This window comes from Halomonas sp. G15 (assembly GCF_021282295.1).
Lineage (GTDB): Bacteria > Pseudomonadota > Gammaproteobacteria > Pseudomonadales > Halomonadaceae > Halomonas > Halomonas alimentaria.
Map to the genome: position 1 here is coordinate 20,999 of NZ_JAJSPA010000007.1, position 24,904 is coordinate 45,902.

Below are 24,904 nucleotides of genomic sequence, written 5' to 3' on the forward strand. Positions count from 1 at the left end.
GCGCTTAGCATGAGGGCAAACCGACCAGTGCCGCGATGCGGCGGGAGAACAATATGCAAGCCCTCAAGGAAACGCAGCTCTACTGTCCCTTCGCCTATATCGATGGCAGTTGGGTCGCCGCGGACAGCGGCGAACAGATCCAGGTCGTCAACCCGGCCACCGGCGAGGCCATGGGTGACGTGCCACGCCTGGGACGTGCCGAGACCGATCGCGCCATCGAGGCCGCTCATGCGGCCCTGCCTGCCTGGAAGGGGCTGAGTGCCCTGGAGCGTGCCGACATCCTGATGAAGTGGTACGAGCTGATGCTCGAGCATCAGGATGACCTGGCGATGATCATGACCTTCGAGCAGGGCAAGCCGCTCAAGGAAGCCGCCGGGGAGATCGCCTACGCGGCGAGCTTCCTGCGCTGGTTCGCCGAGGAGGCACGGCGTGTCTACGGTGATACCGTCCCCGCCGCCAAGGCCAATCAGCGCATCGTGGTGACCAAGCAGCCGGTGGGTGTGGTCGGGGCCATCACCCCCTGGAACTTCCCTGCTGCCATGATCACCCGCAAGGCCGGTGCAGCGCTGGCCGCCGGCTGTACCATCGTCTGCAAGCCGGCCAGCCAGACGCCGTTCTCGGCCACCGCCCTGGCCCTGCTGGCCGAGCGCGCCGGCGTGCCACGCGGCGTGTTCAACGTGGTACCCGGGCGTGCCAGCGAGATCGCCGCGGCCATGACCGAGTCGCCGCTGGTGCGCAAGATCACCTTCACCGGCTCCACCGAGGTCGGTCGTGAGCTGATGGCCAACGCCGCGCAGCATATCCAGAAGATCTCTCTGGAGCTGGGCGGCAACGCGCCTTTCATCGTCTTCGAGGATGCCGACCTGGACGCCGCGGTGGAGGGTGCGATGGCGGCGAAGTTCCGCAATGCCGGCCAGACCTGTGTGTGCACCAACCGCTTTCTGGTGCAGTCCAGCGTGGTCAACGCCTTCTGCGAGAAGCTCGCCGTGGCCATGCACAGCGAGCTCAGGGTGGGCGACGGCACCCAGCCTGATATCAACATCGGCCCGCTGATCGATGACAAGGCGGTGGCCAAGGTGAGCGAGCACGTTCAGGATGCCGTGGACAAGGGCGCCGAGCTGCTGCTTGGCGGCCACCCGCACCCGCTGGGCGGCAACTTCTTCACGCCGACCCTGATCAGCTTCGCCACCGACCAGATGAAGGTGGCGAAGGAGGAGACCTTCGGCCCGCTGGCCGCGGTGTTCCCCTTCGATGATGAGGAGAGCGCGGTGGAAATGGCCAACGACACCGAGTATGGCCTCGCCGCCTACTTCTACTCCCGCGACCTGGGGCGCGTGTGGCGCGTCGCTGACGCCCTGGAGTACGGTATGGTGGGTATCAACACCGGGCTGATCTCCAACGCCGCCGCTCCCTTCGGTGGGGTCAAGGCGTCCGGCCTGGGTCGCGAGGGCGGCCACCAGGGGCTGGAGGAGTTCCTCGAGACCAAGTACCTCTGCATCGATCTGGGATAGGAGCGACAAGGCTCAAGGGGCAAGGAACAAGCGGCTCGTCGACGGGCCGCAATCCCTCCCACGAAAAAACCCACTCGACCTGACGGTTGAGTGGGTTTTTCAGTGACTGTGGTCAGAGTCAGGACGCCTGCAAGGAGCCCCGGAATATCATCGCTTGCTCCTTGCTCCTTGCTCCTTGCTCCTTGCTCCTTGCAGCTCGCCGCAGGCGCTGGCGTCAGTGGCGGAAGTGGCGCATCCCGGTGAAGACCATGGCGATGCCCGCCTCGTTGGCGGCGTCGATCACTTCCTGGTCACGCATGGAGCCGCCGGGCTGGATCACCGCGGCGATGCCGGCGGCGGCGGCGGCGTCGATGCCATCGCGGAAGGGGAAGAAGGCGTCACTGGCCATCACCGAGCCCGGCACCGAGAGGCCCTCGTCGGCGGCCTTGATGCCGGCGATCTTGGCGGAGTAGACGCGGCTCATCTGGCCGGCGCCCACGCCGATGGTCTGGCCATCCTTGGCGTAGACGATGGCGTTGGACTTGACGTACTTGGCCACCTTCCAGGCGAAGGCCAGGTCGCGCAGCTCCTGCTCGGTGGGCACGCGCTCGCTGACCACGGTGAGCTCGTCGCGGCCGACCATGCCCAGGTCGCGGTCCTGGACCAGCAGCCCGCCGGTGACCCGCTTGAAGTCGTGGGCGTGGCCACGGCTGCCGGGCCAGTGGGCACCGACGTCGAGCAGGCGCACGTTCTGCTTCTCGGCGACTATCTTGGCGGCCTCGGCTTCTACGCCGGGGGCGATGATCACCTCGACGAACTGGCGGTCGATGATGGCGCGGGCGGTGTCGGCATCCAGCGGCACGTTGAAGGCGATGATGCCGCCGAAGGCGCTGGTGGGGTCGGTGGCGAAGGCCTTGTCGTAGGCCTCCAGTGCGCTGGCGCCCACCGCCACGCCGCAGGGGTTGGCGTGCTTGACGATCACGCAGGCGGTATCGCTGAAGGCCTTGACGCACTCGAAGGCGGCATCGGTGTCGGCGACATTGTTGAAGGAGAGCGCCTTGCCGTTGAGCTGTACGGCGGTCGCCACGCTGGGCTCGCTGGCATCGGCCTCCACGTAGAAGGCGGCGTTCTGGTGCGGGTTCTCGCCGTAGCGCATGGCCTGCTTCTTCTCGAACTGCAGGTTGTAGGTGCGCGGGAAGCCGTCCTCGCCGCCGGGGACGCGCTGGCCGAGATAGTCGGCGATGGCGGCGTCGTAGCCGGCGGTGTGTTCGAAGGCCTTCACCGCCAGGTCGAAGCGGGTGGCGTCACTCACCGCGCCGTCCTGGGCGGCGATCTCGCCAAGTACCCGGGCATAGTCGCCGGCGTCCACCACGATGGTGGTGTGGGCGTGGTTCTTGGCGCAGGCGCGCACCATGGTGGGGCCGCCGATATCGATGTTTTCGATGGCATCCTCGAGGGTGCAGTCAGGCTTCGACACGGTCTGGGCGAAGGGGTAGAGGTTGACCACCACCATGTCGATAGGGGCGATATCGTGCTCCGCCATCACCGCATCGTCCTGGCCGCGGCGACCCAGGATACCGCCGTGGATCTTCGGGTGCAGGGTCTTGACCCGGCCGTCCATGATCTCGGGGAAGCCGGTGTGCTCGGAGACCTCGGTCACCGCTATGGCGTTCTCCTGGAGCAGACGGAAGGTGCCTCCGGTGGAGAGCAGCTCTACGCCGTGCTCGGACAGGCCGCGGGCGAAGTCGACGATGCCGGTCTTGTCGGAGACGCTGATCAGGGCGCGGCGAACCGGGGTGGGGGAGGCTTGGGCCATGGGGACACTCTCTTGACGTCTGGGGCGATGGATGGATAGGCGGAAAGTCGCGGTGGCGGGTCGTGAGTGACGCGCCGAAGGGAGCCGGGGACTCCCTTCGTCATATCAAGTCATACTGCTTGAGTTTCTTGCGCAGGGTGCCGCGATTGAGTCCGAGCATCTCGGCGGCGCGGGTCTGATTGCCCTGGGTGTGCTCGAGGACCGAGGCGAGCAACGGGGCCTCGACCTCGGCCATCACCATGGCGTAGAGCCCGGTGACGTCGCCGCCATCCAGGTGGGCAAAATAGCTGCGCATGGAGAGCTCCACCGCCTCGCGTAGCGGCTGTTGGCCGCCTTCCTGTGCGGCAAGGTCCGGCGACGCGTCGTCCAGTTGGCGGCCTGTCGATAGCTCTGGGTCGGAGGGAAGGGCTTGGCTGGTCATGCGGCTCGTGTTCCTTTCGCGGTCGCGCCCGGCTCGTCCGGCGCCGTGGCCGATGAGTGGGCATGACCAAAGAGGTCGTCGATGAAACGGTACTGTTCGGCAGTGCTCTCGAGGCGATTGAAATGTCCCTTGAGCTCGCGGCGCTGGGCGTCGCGGAGGCGGACGTCGCCGGCCAGGTACCAGCCGACGTGCTTGCGCGCGATACGCACGCCCATGTGCTCGCCATAGAATTCGTGGAGGGCGTCCAGATGATCGCGCAGCACCCCGGCGCGCTCGTCGTCGCTGGGCGGTGGCAGCGCTTCACCATGGCGCAGATAGTGGTTGATCTCGCGAAAGATCCAGGGATTGCCCTGGGCGCCACGCCCGACCATCACCGCATCCGCACCAGTATAGTCGAGGACCTCGGCAGCCTTCTCGGGGCAGTCGATATCGCCGTTGGCAAACACCGGAATCCTCACCGCCGCCTTGATGGCGGCGATGGTGTCGTACTCGGCATGGCCGGTGTAGCGCTGCTGGCGGTGGCGACCGTGCACCGCCAGGGCCTGGATGCCGGCGTCCTCGGCGAGGCGCGCGATGCGCAGGCCATTGTTGCTCTCGGCACACCAGCCGGTGCGGATCTTCAAGGTCACCGGCACGTCTACCGCTGCCACTACGGCGGCAAGGATCTCGGCGACCAGCGACTCGTCCCGCAGCAGGGCGGAGCCGGCGGCCTTGTTGCATACTTTCTTGGCCGGGCAGCCCATGTTGATGTCGATGATCTCGGCGCCCTGATCGGCATTTAGGCGGGCGGCCTCGGCGAGCATGGCGGCGTCGCCGCCGGCGATCTGTACGCTGCGCGGTCCCGGCTCGCCGCGGTGATCCATGCGCAACCGGGACTTGCGGGTGTGCCAGAGGCTGGGGTCCGAGGTGACCATCTCGCCCACCACCAGCCCGGCTCCCAACTGGCGACACAGCTGCCGGAAGGGGCGGTCGGTGACGCCGGCCATGGGCGCCAGGATGGCGCGGTTGGGCAGGGCATGATCACCGATGCAGGGCAGTGGCTGGCTGGAGTCGGACATGGCTCGGGGCAGTAGCGGCAAGAGGGGGCATATCATACGCCCACCGTCGGGCAGGGTGAAGTGGCGGTCGGGGCGCGCTAGCTCGGCCGACGACCGGTGAGACGGACCCAGCCCTCGCGTGTGACCGGTTCATCCATCTGTAGACCCTGCTCGCGATAGGCCTGTAGTACCTCCTCGGCCTGGGCCGCAAGGATGCCGGAGAGCGCCAGACGCCCACCGGGGGCGACGTGCCCAGCGATCATCGGCGCCATCTCGACCAGCGGACCGGCGAGAATGTTGGCCACCACGATGGGGAAAGTCTCGCCGTCGTCGAGCTGCTCGGGGTAGCAGAGGCGCAGTGCGTCCTCGGCCACCTCGTTGCGTTCGGCATTGTCGCGGCTCGCGGTGAGCGCCTGGGGGTCGATATCGGTGCCCGTCGCGCTGGCGGCCCCGAGCTTGAGGGCGGCGATGGCGAGTATCCCCGAGCCGGTGCCTATATCCAGGGTCGCCTGGCCCTCGAGGGCCTCGCTTATCGCCAGGCCGTCGAGCCAGGCCAGGCAGAGTGCGGTGGTGGGGTGGGTGCCGGTACCGAAGGCCAGCCCAGGGTCGAGGTGCAGGTTGACCGCGCCCGGCTCCGGGGGCTCGTGCCAGCTGGGTACGATCCACAGGCGTTCACCCATCTGCAGCGGCGTGAAGTCATCCATCCACTCGCGCTCCCAGTCACGGTCGGCGAGCAGCTCCACCTCGATCTCGGGGCAGGGCTCCTCGGGCTGCTCGGCAGCCCAGGCCTGATGCACCCGTTCGAGCATGGCATCGACCCCCTCGAGGTCGTCGTAGAGCCCGGTGAGCACCGTCTCGTGCCACAGCGGAGTACTACCGCGCTCGGGCTCGAATACCGGATCGTCATGGGCGTCCTGAAGGGTGATGGCGGTGGCCCCCTCGGCGAGCAGCAGCTCCTCGAGGGTCTCGGCCTGCTCCGGGGCGATATGGGCCTTGAGTTGCAGCCAGGGCATAAAGGTTCCCGTGGTGGCTCAGAAATGAAAAGGCCGCACTGCGGTGTCGATGCGGCCTGGAATAATGGCTTGGCTCGGCGGCGAGGGGCGCCGGGGGCAGGCTTGGAGGGGGTCCTACGCCAGGGATGGCGTCGGTAGCGCCCAGGGAGGGGTTCACAGCGCCCCCGAACAAGCCTGCCGCCGGATCAGCCCCGAGCCATGTGGCACTCGGGGCGGACGGGGCCGGGGATCAAGGAGTTACAGCCCCAGCTTCTTCTCCAGGTAGTGGATATTGACGCCACCCTGTCGGAAGTAGCCGTCGCGCACCAGATCCTTGTGCAGGTCGGTGTTGGTCTTGATGCCCTCCACCAGCAGCTCGTCCAGCGCGACCCGCATGCGGGTCAGCGCCGTCTCACGGTCGGCACCCCAGGTGATCAGCTTGCCGATCAGCGAGTCGTAGTGGGGCGGCACGGTGTAGCCAGTGTAGAGGTGGGAGTCCATGCGTACGCCCAGGCCGCCCGGCGGGTGATAGAGGGTCACCTTGCCGGGAGAGGGCATGAAGGTGCGCGGGTCCTCGGCATTGATGCGGCACTCGAAGGCGTGGCCGCTGAGCTCCACATCCTCCTGGCGGATGGAGAGCGGCAGGCCGGAGGCGATGCGCAGCTGTTCCCGGACGATATCCACGCCGGTGACCATCTCGGTGACCGGGTGCTCCACCTGGACGCGGGTGTTCATCTCGATGAAGAAGAACTGGCCGTCCTCGTAGAGGAACTCGAAGGTGCCGGCGCCGCGATAGCCGATGGTGATGCAGGCCTGGCGGCATGCCTCGAGCACCTCGGCGCGAGCCTCTGGGTCGAGCATCGGTGCCGGGGCTTCCTCGATCACCTTCTGATGGCGGCGCTGTAGCGAGCAGTCGCGGTCATACAGGTGGATGGCGTTGCCCTGGCCATCGGCGAGTACCTGCACCTCTACATGACGCGGGTTCTCGAGGAACTTCTCCATGTAGACGGTGCCGTCGCCGAAGGCTGAGTGAGCCTCGGTGCGGGTCACGTTGACCGCGGAGAGCAGGTGCGCCTCGGTGTGCACCACGCGCATGCCGCGCCCACCGCCACCGGCGGCGGCCTTGATGATCACCGGGTAGCCGATGCGGCGTGCGGTGGCCAGGATCTCGGCTTCCTCACCTTCACCTTCGGGCAGCGGGCCGTCGGAGCCCGGCACCGTGGGTACGCCGGCCTTCTTCATCGACTCGATGGCACTGACCTTGTCGCCCATCAGGCGGATGGTCTCGGCCTTGGGCCCGATGAAGGTAAACCCGGAGCGCTCCACCTGCTCGGCGAAGTTGGCGTTCTCGGAGAGGAAGCCGTAGCCGGGGTGGATGGCGCTGCTGTCGGTGACCTCGGCGGCACTGATCAGCGCCGGGATGTTGAGGTAGGACTGGGCCGAGGGGGCCGGCCCGATGCATACGGCCTCGTCGGCCAGGCGCACGTGCATCAGCTCGCGGTCGGCCTTGGAGTGGACCGCCACTGTCCTGATGCCCAGCTCCTTGCAGGCGCGCAGGATGCGCAGGGCGATCTCGCCGCGGTTGGCGATAAGAACCTTGTCCAGCATGATGGGTCCGCCAGTGTCGGGTGAATGAAGAGGTAAGCGATGCTCAGGCGATGACGACCAGGGGCTGGTCGTATTCCACCGGCTCGCCGTCCTCGACCAGGATCGCCTCGATCACGCCGTCACGGTCGGCCTCGATCTGGTTCATCATCTTCATCGCCTCGACGATGCACACCGTCTCGCCCTTCTTGACGTGGGAGCCGATCTCGACAAAGGCCTTGGCGCCGGGGGCCGGTGAGCGATAGAAGGTGCCCACCATGGGGGAGGTGATGGCCTGTCCCTGGAAGCTGGGGCCCTCTGCGGTGGCCGGCTCGGCGCTCTCGGCGGGTGCCGGAGCCGCGGCGGGAGCCGGCTGAGCCACTGGAGCGTAACCCTGGGGCATGCTGGGCTGCCAGTTCACGCCGTTGGGGTGGCGGCTGATGCGAACCGACTCTTCGCCTTCCTGGATCGCGATTTCGCTGATGTTCGACTCTTCGAGCAACTCGATCAGCTTCTTGACCTTGCGGATATCCATGACGTTCGTCCCGATCGGTTGGGTGCGGTGAATGGCCGTTGGCCCGGTGCTGTCAACCATGGCCAAGTTTCATTAGATCGCGGCAAGATGGCGACTCTTCCGCCTCTATAGGCCGTTAAAAGAGGGTAGCGCAGGAGTTTGCCGAAAAACCGGGATGATGTCCAGCGCAGACGAAAACGCCGTTCACGCTCCGCTGAGCGGTGCGTGAACGGCGTCATGATGCGTGTTTCAGGCGTTGCCGGCGGTGCGCTCCTCGAGCCAGCCGAGCACGCCTTTCAGGTGTTCCGCCAGTGGCTCGGCGCGGGTCTCGCCCTGGATACGGGCCGAGCGAATCTCCTCGCCGGCGTGGAAGAACAGCAGGCTGGGCGGCCCGAACAGCTCGTAGCGGTCGAGCAGTTCGCGACTGGCGGCATCGGTGTCGGTCACATCGACGTTGATGCGGGCGAAGGCCGCCAGCGGCTCGGCGACCCGGGGGTCGGGGTAGACCTGGCGCTCGAGCTGCTTGCACGAGATGCACCAGTCGGCGGTGAAGTGGACGAAGGCGGCCTGACCCTCGGGTACCGAGGCGAGTGCCTGTTGCAGTCCGTCGAGCTCGTCAACGGTGGTCACCTCGGCAGCGGGCTGGGTGCCACCTGACGCCGGCCCAGTGCCGGCAGTCAGCGGTGCCAACGGACGCAGGGGATCACTGGCACCACTGGCTGCGCCGAGCACCAGTGCCAGGCCCCAGGCCAGCAGCAGCAGACCGAGCGCCTGGCGGGCCCGCGCCCATCCCTGGGGGAGGTTGGTGGACATGGCGCCGAGCGCCAGGGCGGTACCGACCGCCAGTGCGGCCCACAGCAGCAGCACAGCAGTGGCCGGCAGCAGGCGCTCGACCAGCCAGATCGCCACTCCCAGCAGCAGGATGCCGAAGGCGATCTTGACACCGTTCATCCAGGCACCACTGCGCGGCAGCAGGGTGGTACCGAAGGTGCCAACGAGCAGCAGTGGCACCCCCATGCCCAGGCCCAGGGCGAGCAGGGCGGCGCCCCCCATCACGGCGTCGCCGGTGGTGGAGATGAATACCAGGGCACCGGCCAGCGGCGCCGAGACGCAGGGCGAGACCACCAGCACCGACAGCGCGCCAGCCAGGGCCAGGCCGGCGGGACCGCTCTGCTGGGCGCGCGCCTGCCAGCCGTCGATGCGGCCGGCCAGTCGGGGGGAGAGACGCATCTCGAAGGCGCCGAACATGGCCAGGGCGAAGAGGGTGAAGAGCACCGCGAAGGTGATCAGCACCGGCGCCGACTGCAGCCGCGCCTGGAGGTTGAGCCCGGCCCCGAACAGGCCCATCAGTACGCCGACCAGAGCGTAGGTGAGCGCCATGCCGGCCACGTAGCTGGCGGAGAGGGCGAAGGCGCGTGGCCGGCTGGGGTTCTGGCCGACGATGATCGACGACAGGATCGGCACCATGGGCAGCACACAGGGGGTAAAGGTCAGACCCAGGCCGGCGAGGAAGAAGAGCCCCAGTGCCAGCGGCAGGCTGGCCTCGGCCATCAGCGACTGGAAGCGGCCGTCCTCGCTCTGTGGTGCCGCGAAGTCTCCGGCAGAGCCAGTGGCACCGGCCTGCTCCCCATCGCCCCCCGCGGCGGAATTGCTGTCGCCATCTGATGGCTGCCAGCCAGCGAAGGCCGCCGGTGCCTGCTGCTCGGCGGCCTCCAGGCCGACACGCTCGGGGGGATAGCAGAGGCCGGCGTCGGCGCAGCCCTGGAAGGTGACGGTGATCGGTACCACGCCGCTGGCCGTTTCCTCGAAAGGCACCTCGAAGACCAGGGTGTCGCGGAAGGTATAGACGTCGCCGAGGAACTCGTCGCTGGTAAAGGTGCCCTCGGGGAGCTCCGGTTCCCCCAGCGGCTGGTCGGCCGACTCCACCGCAAATTGGTGGCGATAGAGGTAGTAGCCTTCGGCGGCTTCCATGCCAATGTAGAGGGTATCGCCGTCATGCCAGGCACTGGGCTGAAAGGCCTCCAGTACCGGCAGGAACTCCTTGTCGTCGCTTGCGAACCACTGGGCCTGGGCGGCGAGCGGCAGCAGCAGCAGGGTCGTCAGGGCGGTTCGTCGCAGGCTGATCACGGAAATCCTGTCCTTGGTTGGGGTGTAGCTGGCGATCAGACCCCACCCGATCCGCGGGGTTCCTGCCCGGCATCGCGCGGGGAGCGGGACCCTGGCATGAGGGTGAGGATGGACTGAACGCTTGCGCTGGTCGGGTGCTAGGATAACGCAGGAGAGGGCGTGGCTTCATCGAGGGACGTGGCGAAAGGTGTGCCACGTTGTCGCACGCTCCCATGTCTCGTATAGGGAAGGAACCTGCACATGGCTTGGATGGGCAAGGGCGGCGCCAGGCGTCGCGAGAGGATCGAAGCGCTGGAGCGCCCCGAGTACGGCTGGATCTGGAAGCCGTTGCTGGCGCTGCTGGTGATCTATCTGGTGGTGACGCTGGCCCTCGGGATCTGGTGGAGCCGCACGCCGGCGCCGCATAGCGTCGAGCAGGTGCCGATGGAGCGGCGTGGGGACGCCGGTGGCGAGCCCGCCGCCCGAGGTGCGGTGACCGTGGCCACCCTGGCCTCCATCGTCGAGACCCTCTATGACAAGCCCGGTGGCTATCTGCGCAACGACCGCCTGCCTCCGGGTCTGTGGCTGGACAACATGCCGAGCTGGGAGCGTGGGGTGCTGGATCAGGCCAGGGATCTGGCGCGAGCCCTGCCCTCGATGCATCCACACGAGGTCGAACTACTGGAGGAAGTGGTGCGAGGCCTGGCCGGAGACGGCCTCGACTGGTACCGGCCCGCCACCGAGTCACATCTGGTATCGGCGGTGGCCGCTCTGGATAGCCAGCTGACGGCGCTGGGCGGCATGCAGGCCGAGGGCTTCGTCCCCGGGGCGGGGCTGCGCCGCTGGCTGGCCGATGTCGGGGTGCGTCTCGACGAACTCTCTCTACGCCTGGCTTCGGGTGCCGGAGGGCACCAGATGCTGCGTGAGCTGGCCATCGACAGCGAGGCACTGCCCGAGGGCACTCCCTGGTATCGGGTCGACAATGTCTTCTTCGAGGCGCGTGGCACCGGCTGGGCGTTGGTCCAGATGCTGGAGGGGGTGCAGCGTGATCAGGCCGATGTCCTGGAGAGCGCCGGAGTGACCGAGCGTTGGGAGCGCCTGCGGGCGGAATTGGCCATGACCCAGCGACGCCTGTGGAGTCCGGTGGTGATGAGCGGCTCCGGATTCGGTCCCTTCGCCAACCATACGCTGGTGATGGCGCTTCACGTCAGCCGTGCCCGGGACCTGGTCGAGGAGATCACTACGGTGCTTGCCGAGAGTGCCGCCCTCGAGGCTGGCGGCGATGGCGTGACCCAGGCGCCGGCCAGCGAGCCCGAGGTGGTTGAGGTGACGCGTGATGCCCAGGCCGCGCCGGAAGCAGCTGTTCAGCAGGAGGCCGAGCAGTCAGAGGCCAATCAGGAAGAGGCCAATCAGGAAGAGGCGGGTCAGGAAGAGACAGGTCAGGAAGAGACAGGTCAGGAAGAGGCGGGTCAGGAGGAGGCAGGTCAGGACGAGGCGGGTCAGGAAGAGCCCGCACCCCAGGCCAGCGAATAGCCGCCCATCGACCGGCCCAGTGTTCGGCTGGCCGGGTTTGGCAGGCAACAAATGAAGCGGGCCGCCCCTTCGGGCGGCCCGCTTTACGTCTGGCTCCAGTTCCAGGGGCCGAAGGCCGCCGTGGGAACTGGGTTCAGGCCTTCTCGTAGGCGGAGACCGCCTTTTCGATGGCCTTGCGGGCGGCCTCGACACCTTCCCAGGACTCTACCTTGACCCACTTGCCCTTCTCGAGATCCTTGTAATTCTCGAAGAAGTGGGCGATCTGCTGGCGCAGCAGCTCGGGCAGGTCGGTCACTTCCTGGACATCATCATAGAGGCTGGAGAGCTTGTGGTGCGGTACGCAGACCAGCTTGGCGTCTTCGCCGGCTTCGTCGGTCATGTTGAGGATGCCCACCGGACGGGCGCGGATGACGCTGCCGGGCTGCACCGGGTAGGGGGTGACCACCAGAGCGTCCAGCGCATCACCGTCGTCGGCCAGGGTGTGCGGGATGAAGCCGTAGTTGGCCGGATAGAACATCGGGGTGGCCATGAAACGGTCGACCAGCAGTGCCCCCATGTCCTTGTCGATCTCGTACTTGATCGGGGTGTGGTTGGCCGGGATCTCGATCGCCACGTAGACGTCGTTCGGGAGGTCCTTGCCGGCGGGGATATTGTCGAAGTTCATCGTCGCTTCCTTGGGGTTGGAAATGGCGGTTGGCAGAAGTTCTAGGCGAATCGTCTGGATGAAAAAATTTGCCGAATTATACGGGGCCGTCGAAGCGAATACCAATTCGACCATCGATGCCGTCGACGCTTCGGAGCAGGGCGGCACCTTTGGAGGGGCGCCGCCGTGCCGCGCTCCCGTGTATGATAGGCGCCGCCACGGAGCCGAGCTTCGGGCAGGCAACCAACGGGCAAGGAGGGGCGAGTGACTCCCGCGCAGCTGTCATTGAGTTTTGGCCAGGCCTTTGTGGCGCCGGATCGTCGGCGGCATCGCAGCTCCATGTCCGTCCGCCTGCCCGAGGCGCCCCAGCTCAACGCCAAGGGGGCCTGTGCGCTGATCAGCGATTCCACCTTGCGCAACAGCATGGCCAAGCAGGCCGGGGACCTCAGCGTGCGCAGCTTCCTCGCCGACTACTACTCCACCCCCGACCACTGGGACGTCAAGACATCGGCGACCCGGGTACTGCGCGCCCTCAATGCCTGGACCTACAGCCAGAGCCGTCAGGTGGCAGAGGGCAGTTACGTCACTTCGCTGTCGGCGCTGGTACTGCGCGGTACCGAGGGCCACCTCTTCCATATGGGCGACACCCTGGTGTTTCGACTGCGTGGGGCGGAATTCGAGCAGCTGACTCGCGACCACGTCACTGACCTCGGGGGCTATCGCTACCCCTCCAGGGCCCTGGGCATGGACAACAGCATCGACATCGATTACGCCCGCTTTCCGGCCAAGCAGGGGGATCTGTTCCTGTTTACCACCCAGGCGGTGCTGGGCACCCTGATGCCGTCGGAGTATGTGCAGCTGATTCGTCAGGATGCCAGCGACCTCGATGCCGCCTGTGATCGCCTGGCCGAGGCGGCGGTACAGCGTGCGCAGTCTCGCGGCTACGGGGCGGACCAGTTCTGCTTCCAGTTGGTGCGCATCGATGAGCTGCCCGATGCCCAGTCCGACAATCCGGCCAAGGTGTACGGCGAACTGCCGATCCCGCCTGAGCTCTCCCCGGGGGATCGCCTCGACGGGCTGGAGGTGCTGGCCGTGCTGTCACGCACCGCCCAGTCGCGGGTCTACCGGGTGCGTGACCTTCAGAGCGATCGCGAGATGGTGATGAAGGCCCCGAGCCCCGAGCTCTCTCACCGCAATATCTACCTGGAGCACTTTCTGCTTCAGCAGTGGGTGGTGGAGCGGGTCAAGTCGCCCTTCGTGGTGCGCGTCATGGAGCCGTCACGGCCACGCCGCTACCTCTACTACCTGATGGCTCATGTCGAAGGTGAGACCCTGGTCGACTGGGCGCGGCGCCACCCCCAGGCGAGCCTGGCCCAGCGCCTGGATATCGCCAACCAATTGGGCAAGGCGGTGCAGGCCCTGCACCATCGCGAGTTGCTGCACCAGCAGATCCACCCCGGCAATGTGCTGATCGACAGCCATGGGCAGGTCGTGTTGACCGACTTCAGTGCCTGTCGGATGCGCGACGGAGGAGGGCTCACGGATGCTCGCGAGCTGCTGCGCCAGGTAGGTCTTACCGAACACAGCGCACCGGAATACGCCCTGGATGACGGGATCGGTCGGCGCAGCGACCAGTACTCCTATGCCTCAACGGTCTACTGGCTGCTGACCGGCGAGCTGCCCTACGCAGTGCCCCCCAACCGCCTGCGTAGCCATACCGACCTCGAGCAGCTTGTCTATCGCAGCGCGCGACAGCGCAACCCCGAGGTGCCCCAGGCACTGGACGAGGCGCTGCGCCGGGCGCTGGATCCCCAGCGAGCGCTGCGCTACCGGCGCATGTCGGAGTTCCTGCGCGAGCTGCGCCAGCCGCTGGCGATGTCTCGCGACGCCTCGACATCGCGCATGAGCCCGCGCCGATTCCGTGATTCCGGCCACTTCTGGCAGGGCATCGCGGCGATCCTGCTGTTGCTGCTGGTGCTTTCCTGGTTGCTGCGTTAAAACGCCGAGCGCCGAGCGCCGAGCGCCGAGCGCCGAGCTACAAGCGCCAAGCTGGCCGGTGGCGGGCGGTAGGTGGCGAGATAAAGCGGAGAAAGGGAGAAAACGATAAACCCCACCAGAGGTTAACCAGGTGGGGTTTCTTGTTACCTTGCCGATTGGCCGCTTGGCCGCTTGGCCGCTTGGCCGCTTGGCCGCTTGGCCGCTTGGCCGCTTGGCCGCTTGGCCGCTTAAAGCTTGAACTCCGGCAGCTTGCGTTCGACCCGGTGCTTGGCCAGCTTCGCCACGCGGGGCAGGCCGTTGTCGAACGGGGGGAAGTCCTCGCCCTGGATAAGCGGCGAGAGGTAGGTGCGGCACGCTTCGGTGATGCCGAAGCCATCCTCGCTGATGAAGTCCCGGGGCATGAACTTCTCGCGGTTGGCGATCTCGGCCAGCGGAGCGGCCTCGATGCGCCAGGCGTAAGGCGCGTCGGAGATACGCTTGATTGCCGGCATCATCGCGTTCTTGCCCTCGATGGCCAGCTCCACGGCCTTCTCGCCTACCGCATAGGCCTGTTCGACGTCGGTCCTGGAGGCCAGGTGACGAGCGGCGCGCTGCAGGTAGTCGGCCACTGCCCAGTGGTACTTGTAACCCAGGTCCTGCTTGACCATGCCGGCCAGGGTCGGTGCCACGCCGCCCAGTTGGCGATGGCCGAAGGCATCGGTGTTGCCGGCGTCGGCGAGGAAGGTGCCATCCTCGTAGCGGGCACCCTCGGAGACCACGATCACGCAGTAGCCGTACTTCTTCACCGCCTCGTCGACGCGGGCCATGACGGCCTCGCGGTCGAAGGCGATCTCGGGGAAGATCACCAGGTGGGGCGGCTCGCCCTCGCCCTGGCCGGCGAGTGCCCCGGAGGCGGCGATCCAGCCAGCATGGCGGCCCATTACCTCGAGCACGAACACCTTGGTGGAGGTGGCGCACATGGAGGCGATGTCCAGCGAGGCCTCCAGGGTAGAGGTGGCGATGTACTTGGCCACGCTGCCGAAGCCGGGCGAGTTGTCGGTGATCGGCAGGTCGTTGTCCACGGTCTTGGGCACATGGATGGCGGTCAGCGGGTAGCCGAGCTTCTCGGAGAGCTGGGAGACCTTCAGGCAGGTGTCGGCGCTGTCGCCGCCACCGTTGTAGAAGAAGTAGCGGATATCGTGGGCACGAAACACCTCGATCAGGCGCTCGTACTGGGCGCGGTGGGTCTCGATGTCCTTCAGCTTGTAGCGGCAGGAGCCGAAGGCACCCCCCGGGGTATGGCGCAGGGCGGCGATCGCCTCGTCCGATTCCTGGCTGACATCGATCAGCTCCTCGGTGAGGGCTCCGATGATGCCATTGTGGCCGGCATAGACCTTGCCGATACGGTCGGGGTGGCGGCGGCAGGCCTCGATCACGCCGCAGGCGCTGGCGTTGATCACGGCGGTGACGCCGCCGGACTGGGCGTAGAAGGCATTGTGGGCCATGGGGCTTGTCTGCTCCTGGTCGTCGCTGCTGTTCGGGTTGAATGGGGCGAAAGTCGAAGGATTCTAGCCGAAAGCCCTTCGCGCTGCATCCGGGCGAGCTGGAGGGGCTCGTTGGGGCCATGCTAGTCTCCCCCCTCTGCGTGCCGCGCCGATGCGGCCACCGACCCCATGCTGGAGCGAGCCCCATGCACCTTCATATCCTCGGTATCTGCGGCACCTTCATGGGCAGCCTGGCGCTGCTGGCTCGGGAGCTGGGCCATACGGTCAGCGGCTCGGATGCGGGCGTCTATCCGCCCATGAGTACCCAGCTCGAGGAGGCCGGCATCGCCCTGTGCGAAGGGTATTCACCCACCAACCTCGAGCCGCGCCCCGACCTGGTGGTGATCGGCAACGCATTGTCGCGGGGCAATCCCGAGGTGGAGGCGGTGCTCGATGCGGGCCTCCCCTACGTCTCCGGCCCCCAGTGGCTGGCCGAGCACGTACTTCCGGGCCGGCGGGTGATCGCCGTGGCTGGCACTCACGGCAAGACCACCACGGCGAGTCTGGTTGCCTGGCTGCTGGAGTCGGCAGGAGTGGCGCCGGGCTTCCTGATTGGCGGCGTGCCGCGCAACTTCGGCGTTTCGGCACGCCTCGGCGCTGCGGATGCGCCCTTCGTGGTGGAGGCCGACGAGTACGACACCGCCTTCTTCGACAAGCGCTCCAAGTTCGTTCATTACCGCCCCGAGATCGCGGTGATGGGCAATCTGGAGTTTGATCATGCCGATATCTTCGATGATCTTGCTGCCATCGAGCGACAGTTCCACCACCTGGTGCGAACCGTTCCTGGCCGGGGGAGGCTGCTGGTGGCCGATGGCGAGCCGGCCCTCGACCGGGTGCTGGCGATGGGGGCCTGGACTCCGGTGGTGCGCTTCGGCGAGGCCGCCGAGAGCCCCTGGAGGTTCGAGCTGGAGCGCGACGACGCCTCACGCTTCCGGGTGATCCATCAGGATGGCGAGGCCAACGAGGATGCGGTGGTCGACTGGCCGCTGACCGGTACCTACAACGCCCGCAACGCCCTGGCGGCGCTGGCTGCCGCCCACGCCTGCGGGGTGGACCCGGCCCGCGGTGCTGCGGCCCTGGCGCGTTTCGAGTCGCCGCGGCGGCGTCAGGAGCTGCGCGGTGAGGTGGCCAATATCCAGGTGATCGACGACTTCGCCCACCACCCCACGGCCATCGCCGCCACCCTCCAGGGACTGCGGGCCGCCACCGCCCGGGGCCGGCTGCTGGCGGTGGTCGAGCCGCGCTCCAACACCATGCGCCTGGGGACCCTGCGTGATCGCCTGGCGGAAAGCGTGGCTGCCGCCGATGTCGCCTTCTGGTATCGCCCCGAGGGGCTGGACTGGCCGCTGGAGCCGATCATCGCGGCGAGTCCGGTGCCGGCGCACCTGGAGCAGGACCTGGACGCCCTGGTGGCGGCCCTGGTCGCCGAGGCCAGGCCCTATGACCGTATCGTGGTGATGTCCAATGGCGGCTTCGGTGGCATCCACGAGAAGCTGCTGGTGGCATTGGAGGTGGCCCATGGCTGAGGGTTATGCATCCCCGGTCACGGTGGCGCTGACCGGTGCCTCCGGCGTCCAGTACGGTCTGCGACTGATCGAGGCGCTGGTAGCGGCGGATCACGAGGTATGGGTGTTGATCTCCAAGGCGGCCCATCTGGTGATCGCCACAGAGACCGACGGCGAACTGCCCGCCCGGCCCGAGCGACTGGCCGCGGCCCTCACGGAACGCAGTGGGGCCCGGCCAGGCCAGATCCGCTGCTTCGGCCGTGAGGAGTGGATGGCACCGGTGGCCTCCGGCTCCGGGGCGCCATCCGCCATGGTGGTTTGCCCTTGTTCTACCGGGACCCTCTCGGCGGTGGCGACGGGAGCCAGCAACAACCTGATCGAGCGTGCCGCCGACGTGGCCCTCAAGGAGCGGCGTCGCTTGATTCTGGTGCCCCGCGAAACGCCACTTTCGGCGATCCACCTCGAGCACATGCTCAACCTGACGCGCCTGGGGGCGGTGATCCTGCCTGCCGCGCCGGGGTTCTATCACAAGCCCGCATCGATAGACGACCTGATCGACTTTATCGTGGCGCGAATCCTCAATCAGCTCGGCATCGAGCACCGCCTGATGCCGCGCTGGGGCGAGGGCGCGTAAGCGAAGCGTCACCCATCCCTGCCACCCTGGACTCCTGCCGCTACACCAAGGAACTGGCATGCTGAACCTCTCACTGCTCTCGGTCTTCGTGCCGACCTTCTTCCTCGTCTCCCTTACCCCCGGAATGTGCATGACACTGGCCATGGTGCTGGGCATGACCCAAGGCGTGCGCCGCAGCCTGTGGATGATGGCCGGGGAGCTGGTCGGGGTGGGACTGGTGGCTGCGGCGGCAGGCGCCGGGGTGGCGGCCCTGATGCTCCGCCAGCCGGAGCTCTTCGCGCTGTTCAAGTGGCTGGGCGGTGCCTACCTGGCTTATCTGGGCATCATGATGTGGCGCTCCCGGGGGCGCATGGCGATCCCCGAGGAGGGGCTTGCGGTGGCGCCGGCCGGGCGCGTGCAGCTGGCCACCCAGGGCTTCGTCACCGCGGTGGCCAATCCCAAGGGGTGGGCCTTCTTCGTGGCACTGCTGCCCCCCTTCCTCGATGCCGAGCGGGCCCTGGCCGGCCAGCTCGTCGTGTTGGTGGCGCTGATCCTGACCATCGAGTTCATCTGCCTGCTGCTCTACGCCACCGGCGGCAGCCGGCTGCGCCGCCTGCTGTCGCGAGGCGGCAGCGTGCGCCTGCTCAACCGCATCGCCGGCACTCTGATGGTGGGCGTCGGCCTGTGGCTGGCCCTGGGATAGGCAGCAACAAGCCTCGAGGAGCGAGTGACAAGCAAATCCTCTTTGGATTTGGCATAAGTAGCCGGATCCTTGCCTTGCAGCTTGCAGCTTGCAGCTTGCAGCTTGCAGCTTGCAGCTTGCAGCTTGCAGCTTGCAGCTTGCAGCTTGCAGCTTGCAGCTTGCAGCTTGCAGCTTGCAGCTTGCAGCTTATACCGGTGGCAGCCAGGCGATGCGTGCGGTTGCCAGGGCAAGCGATGCAGTGACCAGCCAAGGCCAGGGGCAGGGAGCGAGAGGAGGCCGTTCCCGCGTCTGCCAGGAGAGCTGTACCAGGGCGCAGGCCACCAGCCCCAGCAGGGCGCCACCGATCAAGTCGCTGAACCAGTGCACGCCGATCACCAGACGCGACAGCGCCATCAGGGTGGAGGCCAGGATCGCGCCCCAGTAGACCCAGTGACGCCAGGCCGGGGCGAGCTCCCGGGCGGCGAAGGCCGCGGCCAGACCGAACAGGACCACCGCACTGGAGGCGTGGGCGCTGGGGTAGGAGAAGGAGTCCGCCAGGTGGCTGGGGGCATCGGGCCGCGGCCGCGTGAACAGTGCCTTGCCCAGGGTGTTGAGCAGGGCGATACCTACCAGCCCACCGGTGATGTGCCAGAAGGCATCCAGGCGCCGCCGCCACACCAGCCACACGCCCCAGGGCAGGCTCAGTGCCACCACGCCGTGCAGGTCGCCGATGCGTGCCAGTCCCTCGCTGACGAGAGTCAGGGCGGGGAAGGCGAGTCCTTCGAAAAGGGCCTTGGCCTGGAGATCCATGGGTAACGGGCCATGCAAGTCATCCTGCATCACCAGCAGCGTCCAACCCGATACCCCGCCCAGGGCCAGTATCAGCAGCATCAGGCTGGCCAGGGGGACCTCGCCGCTGCCGCTCTGGCGCAGCCACAGGGTGCGCAGCAGGGGGTGACGCCGGGCCAGACCGGCGGTCAAGCGGTAGACACGTCCGCGCCTGCCGGCGTGGTGGCGCAGCCAGGAGAAGGTCACCGCCAGCACCAGCAGCATCACGACCATCACCGCCAGCGGCTTCTTGAGCGCCGGCGGCACCTCGAGCAGCTGCTCCCAGGTGCGTCCCAGCAGGTAGCCAGGCAGCACATAGGCGGGGGACCATAGCGCCGCGGAGGCGAGGTTGGCCCAGGTGAAGGTGCGCGGCGACATGCGCAGCATGCCGGCGATCAGCGGCACCATGGGCCTAACCGGCCCTACGAAGCGTCCCAGGAACACCGACAGCACGCCGTAGCGCTGGAAGAAGCGTGCCCCTCTGGCCAGGAACTCCGGATGGCGAGATAGCGGCCAGCGCCGTGTGACGCGCTCGCGCTGAGTGTAGCCGAGCACGAAGCTGGCGCCGTCGCCCACGATTGCGCCCAGGAAGGCGGCGAACAGGGTCGCCGGCAGGGCCAGCTCCTGGTGGCCGGCCATGGAGGCGGCAGCGGTGATCAGTAGTACGCCAGGTACCAGGACGCCCACCAGCGCCAGGGATTCCAGCATGGCGATGCCGGCGATGATCAGCAGCAGCAGCCCCGGCGACGGAGTGAGCTGGTAGAGCAGCTGGGCAAGGTTCATGGCGGGGCTTCCGGGGCCAGAGTGGGCAGGGTATCAGCCATCGGTGAGGCGTCGTGTGGTGGCATCCAGGCGTCGCTTGAGTGCCATGATGGTCTGTCCGGGGGAGTGGGCGCAGGTGGCGCCGCGTACCTCCAGGCCCCCGGTGTCGTTCAGCATGGCGCCGGCCGCCGCTTCCTCGATGCGCTGGCGCACCAGCAGGGCCCCGCTCTCGGTGGTGTCGGGAAGCACCAGCCAGAAGTCGGCTCCGCCGATGCGGCCCAGCAGGTCGTGGTCGCGGCTGTGCTGTGCCACTGTCCTGCACAAGGTGCCGAGCAGGGCCAGCCGGGCAGGGGTGCCGAACGGCTCATCGGTCACCTCCAGCTGCGGCAGGTGGAGCACCACCACGGCGAGTCGCTGGTCCAGCAATTCGGCGCGTTCCACCTCGCTCTCCAGGCGCTCCAGAAGCAGAGCCGCCTTCAGTGCAGCACACTCTTCGTCGCGGGGATCGGTGGCCAGCAGCAGGGCCTGCTGATGGCGTATTCCCCAGGGAGCGAGCCCGGTGGCGATCACCAGCGACAGGTAGGCAAGCGACAGCGGCATTGCCAGGCCGCCATCGGCCAGCAGCAGCCAGATGGGTGCCAGGGTCAGGTTGAGCAGGGTGGCGGGACCCAATGGCAGCAGCAGCAGGGTCAAGACCGGAGGCAGCCCCAGCCACAGCAGCGCCAGGTAGCCTTCACCCGGCAGGTTGGTGGCGACCAGCAGGTACCCGCAGATCAGTACCAGATAGGCCGAGAGGCGAGCCGTCTCCTGCTGGCCCAGGCGCATCAGGGCGGCGGTGAGCAGCAGTGGAGCGAGCAGGGCCGGGAGCAGGATGCGGGTGTAATCGCCGACCAGGTAGTGCCACAGCGCCTGGCCGAGCAACAGCACGGCCCCCAGCGCATAAAGCCCTGCCAGCAGGCGTGGGGTATCAGTCCTCGGCATCGGGTTTCACCCCCTGAGTCACGTCGAGAGGTGCTGCCTGCCGCTCCAGGGCGTGCAACTCCTCGCTCAGTGGGCGGGCTCTCTGCAGAGGGACTGCACGCACACGCTCCACCCGGGGCAGGTGCCCCAGCAGCGTCGCGCGCCTGCTGGCCGCCTGGGCGGCGTCGCGACAGACCAGCAGGGCCGCCAGGGTACGGCCATCGAGTCGATAGCAGTGCTCGAAGCGTCGGGTCATGTCGCACAGTTGTCGTGCCACACGCCACAGGTGACGCCGCCGGGTGCGTACCAGCAGCAGCTCGCTGTGGGTGCCCTCGCGCCTGCCGCGACCACGCTCCCGGGCCAGGTCACGGGCCAGGCTGGCGCCAGGCCAAAGGCGCAGCCCCGGCTCCAGGCTGACACGTCCCCTGGCCTGGCCATGCAGAGGTATCAGCCGGCGTGCCCGGGCGAGGCCGAGTGCCAGCAGCAGGGCGAGCACCAGGCCGGCGGCCAGTGCCTGTTCGACGGGCAGCAGGCGTGCCACCCAGGCCCAGGAGAGGGTGGCCAGCAGCACGTTGAGGGCGGCCATCCAGGCGGGCTGGGGCAGCATCACCAGGGCGGCCCATCCCCATAGCCAGAAGGGGTAGTGTTCGGCGGATGTCCACAGCAGGGCACCGAGGAGCAGGCTGGGCAGCAACTGCCAGGGCACCAGGGGAGGGCGGCGATGGCTGAACTCGACCAGACCGGCACTGATGGCGAGCCAAGCCGCCGCCAGGCCGAGCAGCATGCCTTCGGAGAAATCGCGGGCGGTCGGCACCATCAGCGCCGGAAGCAGGGCCGCCAGCAGCAGGTTGAGGCGCAACAGGCTGACTTTGTACTTGCTCTGCATGGTGGCTTACTATGACTCCCTTTCCGCGATGTGCCCACTCGGCGCCAGTATAGCGCCGTTCCGGCACGTTCAGGCCACGCCCACAGGAGATACCCTCTGGCATGACAGCTCAAGTCCAGCGCGACGGCGCCGCCGCGGCAGGCGCCGAGGAGATCCGCGATATCGAAGCCTACATGACCGGCCTGGGGCAGGCGGCGCGGCAAGCCGCCGCGGTCCTGCGTCGCACGCCCACCGGGCCCAAGAACGCCGCGCTGCTGGCCATGGCCGAGGCGCTTCAGGCCTCACGGAGCGAGGTGCTGGCGGCCAATGCCAGGGACCTTGAGCGTGGGCGAGAGAGCGGCCTGGACGCCTCCCTGCTCGACCGTCTGGCCCTGGATGAGGGCCGCGTCGACGCGATGATCGAGGGGCTCACCCAGGTGGCGGCCCTGCCCGACCCGGTGGGCGAGGTCGATGGCCTGCGCGCTCGGCCCAGCGGCATCCAGGTCGGCCAGATGCGCGTGCCCCTGGGGGTGATCGGCATCATCTACGAGTCGCGCCCCAACGTCACCCTCGAGGCGGCCAGCCTGTGCCTCAAGTCAGGCAATGCCGCCATCCTGCGCGGCGGCTCCGAGGCGCGCGACTCCAACGCTGCCATTGCCGCCTGCATCCGCCAGGGGCTGGCCGCCGCTGGACTCCCCGAGGGGGCCGTGCAGGTGGTGGCCACCACCGATCGTGCCGCCGTGGGCCGGCTGATCGCCATGCCCGAATTTGTCGATGTGATCATCCCGCGTGGCGGCAAGTCGCTGATCGAGCGCATTTCCCGCGAGGCCAGGGTCCCGGTGATCAAGCACCTCGATGGTGTCTGCCACGTCTATCTGGACGCTACCGCCGATCCCGACAAGGCGCTGGCCATCGCGGTGAATGCCAAGACCCACCGCTACGGTACCTGTAACACCATGGAGACCCTGCTGGTGGATGCGCCGCTGGCCGAGTCCCTGCTGCCGAAGCTGGCCGCGGCCTACGCCGAGCATGGCGTCGAGTTGCGCGGCTGCGAGCGCGCCCGGGAAATCCTCCCGGATCTGGTGGCGGCGGTCGAGGAGGACTGGCACGCCGAGTACCTGGCCCCGGTGCTGGCGATCCGCGTGGTCGACGGTATCGAGGCCGCCATGGCGCATATCGAGCGCTACGGTTCCCACCATACCGACGCCATCGTCACCGAGTCCTGGACCCTGGCCCGGCGCTTCATGGCCGAGGTGGACTCCAGTTCGGTGATGGTCAACGCCTCGACCCGTTTCGCCGACGGTTTCGAGTATGGCCTGGGCGCCGAGATCGGCATCTCCACCGACAAGCTGCACGCCCGCGGCCCGGTGGGGCTCGAGGGTCTCACCACTCGCAAGTACGTGGTGCTGGGCGACGGCCAGGTTCGCCAGTGAGCGAGCCGTATCCGACTGCGCAGGACGCCGGTCCGGCCCGTATTGCCATGCTTGGCGGCACCTTCGATCCGGTGCACCTGGGCCATCTGCGCAGCGCCGTGGAGCTTCGCGAGGCGTTGTCCCTCGACCGAGTCCATCTGATTCCCGCCAAGGCCCCGCCGCTGCGCGGGGAGCCTCGGGTGGCGCCGGAGGAGCGTCTGGCGCTGCTGCGCCTGGGGATCGGCGATACCCCGGGGCTTGTCGCCGACGACCGCGAACTCTCTCGTGAGGGCCCCTCGTTCAGTGCCGACACCCTGGCCTCCCTGCGCGAGGAACTGGGGCCCGATGGGCGGCTGGTCATGGCGCTGGGCCATGATGCCTTTCTGCGCCTGGCCGAATGGCACCAGCCTCAGCGCCTGTTCGCGCTGGCCCACCTGGTGGTGGTAGACCGACCCGATTACGAGGCACCGCTGCCGGTAGCGCTGCGCGAGCTGATTGCCGGGCGCGAGTGCGAGGATGCCGAGGAACTGATGGCGCGCCCCGCTGGGGGCCTGCTGCGCGTGCGGCTGCCTTCGCGGATGGCGATCTCGGCGACTGGGCTGCGTCGGCGCCTGTCCTCCGGCCGCAGTGTGCGCTACCTGCTGCCCGAGGCAGTGGAACGGCATATTCTGGCCCACGGTCTCTATCGTCAGGACTGAAGACCGTTCAGGGCCGAATGGGCCCTGTCAGATGGTGGTCAAGGCGTTACAATGCCCATTCAACGACAGCCTGACAGAAGATCCTATGCATAACGACGCTCTCAAGACTCTGGCGGTGGACGCGCTGGAAGAACTCAAGGCCAAGGATATCGTCCAGTTGGACGTGGCACGGCTGACCAGCGTGACCGACCTGATGATCATCGCCAGCGGCACTTCGACCCGTCACGTTGCCGCACTGGCCGAGCGGGTGGTCGAGCGTGCCAAGGAGGCCGGCCTGCAGCCACGCGGCGTCGAGGGTGGGGTCGGTGCGGACTGGGTGCTGGTCGATCTGGGCAGCGTAGTGGTCCACGTGATGCTGCCCGAGACTCGCCGGCTCTACGACCTGGAGCGTCTCTGGGCCGATCTGCCCAGCGACCTGGAGCCTGAAAACGAGCTGTCCGGCGCATGAAGGTGCGCCTGCTGGCGGTGGGCACGCGCATGCCCGCCTGGGTCACCGAAGGCGTCGAGGAGTACCGCAAGCGCCTGCCCCGTGACTTCGCCCTGCAGGTGGAGGAGATCGCCCCCGGGCAGCGTGGCAAGAATGCCGACCTGTCGCGGGCCATGGCCAGCGAGGCCGAGCGGATACGCGCCAGGCTGCGCGGCGATGAGCACGTGGTCGCCCTGGAAGTGGGGGGCAAGGCCTGGAGCACCGAGCGGCTCGCCGAGCAGGCCGAGGGCTGGCGGCTGGCCGGCCGTGATGTGGTGCTGCTGGTAGGCGGTCCCGACGGCCTGGCGCCGGAGCTCTCCGCCGCCGCCGACCAGCGCTGGTCGCTGTCGCCACTGACGCTGCCCCACCCGCTGGTGCGAATACTGCTTGCCGAACAGCTCTATCGCGCCTGGACGCTGATGGTCGGCCACCCCTACCACCGCTGAGTCGACGCCT

Annotated in this window: 22 protein-coding genes; 10 read left to right on the forward strand and 12 right to left on the reverse strand. The window is 67.7% G+C overall.

Annotated features, from left to right (window positions below):
* Positions 1-53 precede the first annotated feature (53 nt).
* Entirely contained in the window at positions 54-1,511 is a 1,458-nt protein-coding gene (locus LWH48_RS05285; protein ID WP_232911732.1) for an NAD-dependent succinate-semialdehyde dehydrogenase, read from the forward strand.
* A gap of 214 nt (positions 1,512-1,725) precedes the next feature.
* Here LWH48_RS05285 and purH read toward each other — a convergent pair whose 3' ends face one another.
* The 7 genes from purH to dsbD all read right to left on the reverse strand — a co-directional run bounded on the left by purH (position 1,726) and on the right by dsbD (position 9,981).
* Positions 1,726-3,306, reverse strand: coding sequence for a bifunctional phosphoribosylaminoimidazolecarboxamide formyltransferase/IMP cyclohydrolase (purH, locus tag LWH48_RS05290; protein ID WP_232911733.1), 1,581 nt, complete (start codon positions 3,304-3,306; stop codon positions 1,726-1,728).
* Positions 3,307-3,406: 100 nt separating this feature from the next.
* A complete protein-coding gene (fis, locus tag LWH48_RS05295) occupies positions 3,407-3,727 on the reverse strand; it encodes a DNA-binding transcriptional regulator Fis (RefSeq protein WP_232911734.1) in 321 nt (106 codons plus the stop codon).
* The gene (gene dusB, locus LWH48_RS05300) at positions 3,724-4,785 is read right to left on the reverse strand and encodes a tRNA dihydrouridine synthase DusB (RefSeq protein ID WP_232911787.1); all 1,062 of its coding nucleotides are present in this window, start codon (positions 4,783-4,785) and stop codon (positions 3,724-3,726) included. The genes fis and dusB overlap by 4 nt, the downstream gene beginning before the upstream one ends.
* Before the next feature lie 77 nt (positions 4,786-4,862).
* The gene (gene prmA, locus LWH48_RS05305) at positions 4,863-5,777 is read right to left on the reverse strand and encodes a 50S ribosomal protein L11 methyltransferase (protein WP_232911735.1); all 915 of its coding nucleotides are present in this window, start codon (positions 5,775-5,777) and stop codon (positions 4,863-4,865) included.
* Positions 5,778-6,014: 237 nt separating this feature from the next.
* Positions 6,015-7,364, reverse strand: a complete 1,350-nt coding sequence (gene accC, locus LWH48_RS05310; protein ID WP_232911736.1) for an acetyl-CoA carboxylase biotin carboxylase subunit — start codon at positions 7,362-7,364, stop codon at positions 6,015-6,017.
* Between the two features lie 43 nt (positions 7,365-7,407).
* On the reverse strand, positions 7,408-7,875 hold the full coding sequence (accB, locus tag LWH48_RS05315; protein WP_232911737.1) for an acetyl-CoA carboxylase biotin carboxyl carrier protein: 468 nt from the start codon (positions 7,873-7,875) through the stop codon (positions 7,408-7,410).
* 228 nt (positions 7,876-8,103) lie between these two features.
* Positions 8,104-9,981 carry a protein-disulfide reductase DsbD gene (gene dsbD, locus LWH48_RS05320; RefSeq protein WP_232911738.1) on the reverse strand — a complete coding sequence of 626 codons (1,878 nt, stop codon included), beginning with the start codon at positions 9,979-9,981 and terminating at the stop codon, positions 8,104-8,106.
* 240 nt (positions 9,982-10,221) lie between these two features.
* On the opposite strand from dsbD, the gene LWH48_RS05325 reads away from it, so the two are divergent.
* The gene (locus LWH48_RS05325; RefSeq protein WP_232911739.1) at positions 10,222-11,493 is read left to right on the forward strand and encodes a DUF2333 family protein; all 1,272 of its coding nucleotides are present in this window, start codon (positions 10,222-10,224) and stop codon (positions 11,491-11,493) included.
* Between the two features lie 133 nt (positions 11,494-11,626).
* On the opposite strand, the gene ppa is transcribed toward LWH48_RS05325, so the two are convergent.
* Positions 11,627-12,157: an inorganic diphosphatase gene (ppa, locus tag LWH48_RS05330; RefSeq protein WP_161432755.1), complete on the reverse strand. Its 531-nt coding sequence runs from the start codon at positions 12,155-12,157 to the stop codon at positions 11,627-11,629.
* A gap of 243 nt (positions 12,158-12,400) precedes the next feature.
* On the opposite strand from ppa, the gene LWH48_RS05335 reads away from it, so the two are divergent.
* Positions 12,401-14,134, forward strand: a complete 1,734-nt coding sequence (locus LWH48_RS05335; RefSeq protein WP_232911740.1) for a bifunctional protein-serine/threonine kinase/phosphatase — start codon at positions 12,401-12,403, stop codon at positions 14,132-14,134.
* A gap of 227 nt (positions 14,135-14,361) precedes the next feature.
* Here LWH48_RS05335 and LWH48_RS05340 read toward each other — a convergent pair whose 3' ends face one another.
* Entirely contained in the window at positions 14,362-15,618 is a 1,257-nt protein-coding gene (locus LWH48_RS05340; RefSeq protein WP_232911741.1) for a 6-phosphofructokinase, read from the reverse strand.
* Between the two features lie 185 nt (positions 15,619-15,803).
* Between LWH48_RS05340 and mpl the strand changes: the two genes are divergently transcribed.
* The 3 genes from mpl to LWH48_RS05355 are packed head-to-tail and all read left to right on the forward strand — an operon-like array spanning position 15,804 to position 18,478.
* Positions 15,804-17,183 (forward strand): UDP-N-acetylmuramate:L-alanyl-gamma-D-glutamyl-meso-diaminopimelate ligase, encoded by a 1,380-nt coding sequence (mpl, locus tag LWH48_RS05345; RefSeq protein ID WP_232911742.1) that lies wholly within the window; start codon positions 15,804-15,806, stop codon positions 17,181-17,183.
* Positions 17,176-17,796: a flavin prenyltransferase UbiX gene (locus tag LWH48_RS05350; RefSeq protein ID WP_232911743.1), complete on the forward strand. Its 621-nt coding sequence runs from the start codon at positions 17,176-17,178 to the stop codon at positions 17,794-17,796. The genes mpl and LWH48_RS05350 overlap by 8 nt, the downstream gene beginning before the upstream one ends.
* A gap of 58 nt (positions 17,797-17,854) precedes the next feature.
* Positions 17,855-18,478, forward strand: a complete 624-nt coding sequence (locus tag LWH48_RS05355; RefSeq protein ID WP_232911744.1) for a LysE family translocator — start codon at positions 17,855-17,857, stop codon at positions 18,476-18,478.
* 186 nt (positions 18,479-18,664) lie between these two features.
* On the opposite strand, the gene LWH48_RS05360 is transcribed toward LWH48_RS05355, so the two are convergent.
* The 3 genes from LWH48_RS05360 to LWH48_RS05370 are packed head-to-tail and all read right to left on the reverse strand — an operon-like array spanning position 18,665 to position 21,893.
* Complete coding sequence (locus tag LWH48_RS05360; RefSeq protein ID WP_232911745.1) at positions 18,665-20,068, reverse strand: bifunctional DedA family/phosphatase PAP2 family protein; 1,404 nt, start codon at positions 20,066-20,068, stop codon at positions 18,665-18,667.
* Positions 20,069-20,101: 33 nt separating this feature from the next.
* Positions 20,102-21,028 carry a diguanylate cyclase domain-containing protein gene (locus LWH48_RS05365; protein WP_232911746.1) on the reverse strand — a complete coding sequence of 309 codons (927 nt, stop codon included), beginning with the start codon at positions 21,026-21,028 and terminating at the stop codon, positions 20,102-20,104.
* Positions 21,015-21,893, reverse strand: a complete 879-nt coding sequence (locus LWH48_RS05370; RefSeq protein ID WP_232911747.1) for a hypothetical protein — start codon at positions 21,891-21,893, stop codon at positions 21,015-21,017. The genes LWH48_RS05365 and LWH48_RS05370 overlap by 14 nt, the downstream gene beginning before the upstream one ends.
* A 101-nt stretch (positions 21,894-21,994) precedes the next feature.
* Here LWH48_RS05370 and LWH48_RS05375 point away from each other — a divergent pair, with 101 nt between their 5' ends.
* The 4 genes from LWH48_RS05375 to rlmH all read left to right on the forward strand — a co-directional run bounded on the left by LWH48_RS05375 (position 21,995) and on the right by rlmH (position 24,894).
* Positions 21,995-23,305 (forward strand): glutamate-5-semialdehyde dehydrogenase, encoded by a 1,311-nt coding sequence (locus LWH48_RS05375; RefSeq protein ID WP_232911748.1) that lies wholly within the window; start codon positions 21,995-21,997, stop codon positions 23,303-23,305.
* A 47-nt stretch (positions 23,306-23,352) separates the two neighbouring features.
* The gene (gene nadD, locus LWH48_RS05380) at positions 23,353-23,982 is read left to right on the forward strand and encodes a nicotinate-nucleotide adenylyltransferase (protein ID WP_232911788.1); all 630 of its coding nucleotides are present in this window, start codon (positions 23,353-23,355) and stop codon (positions 23,980-23,982) included.
* Positions 23,983-24,067: 85 nt separating this feature from the next.
* On the forward strand, positions 24,068-24,430 hold the full coding sequence (gene rsfS / locus LWH48_RS05385) for a ribosome silencing factor (protein ID WP_232911749.1): 363 nt from the start codon (positions 24,068-24,070) through the stop codon (positions 24,428-24,430).
* Positions 24,427-24,894 (forward strand): 23S rRNA (pseudouridine(1915)-N(3))-methyltransferase RlmH, encoded by a 468-nt coding sequence (rlmH, locus tag LWH48_RS05390; RefSeq protein ID WP_161432765.1) that lies wholly within the window; start codon positions 24,427-24,429, stop codon positions 24,892-24,894. The genes rsfS and rlmH overlap by 4 nt, the downstream gene beginning before the upstream one ends.
* Positions 24,895-24,904 lie beyond the last annotated feature (10 nt).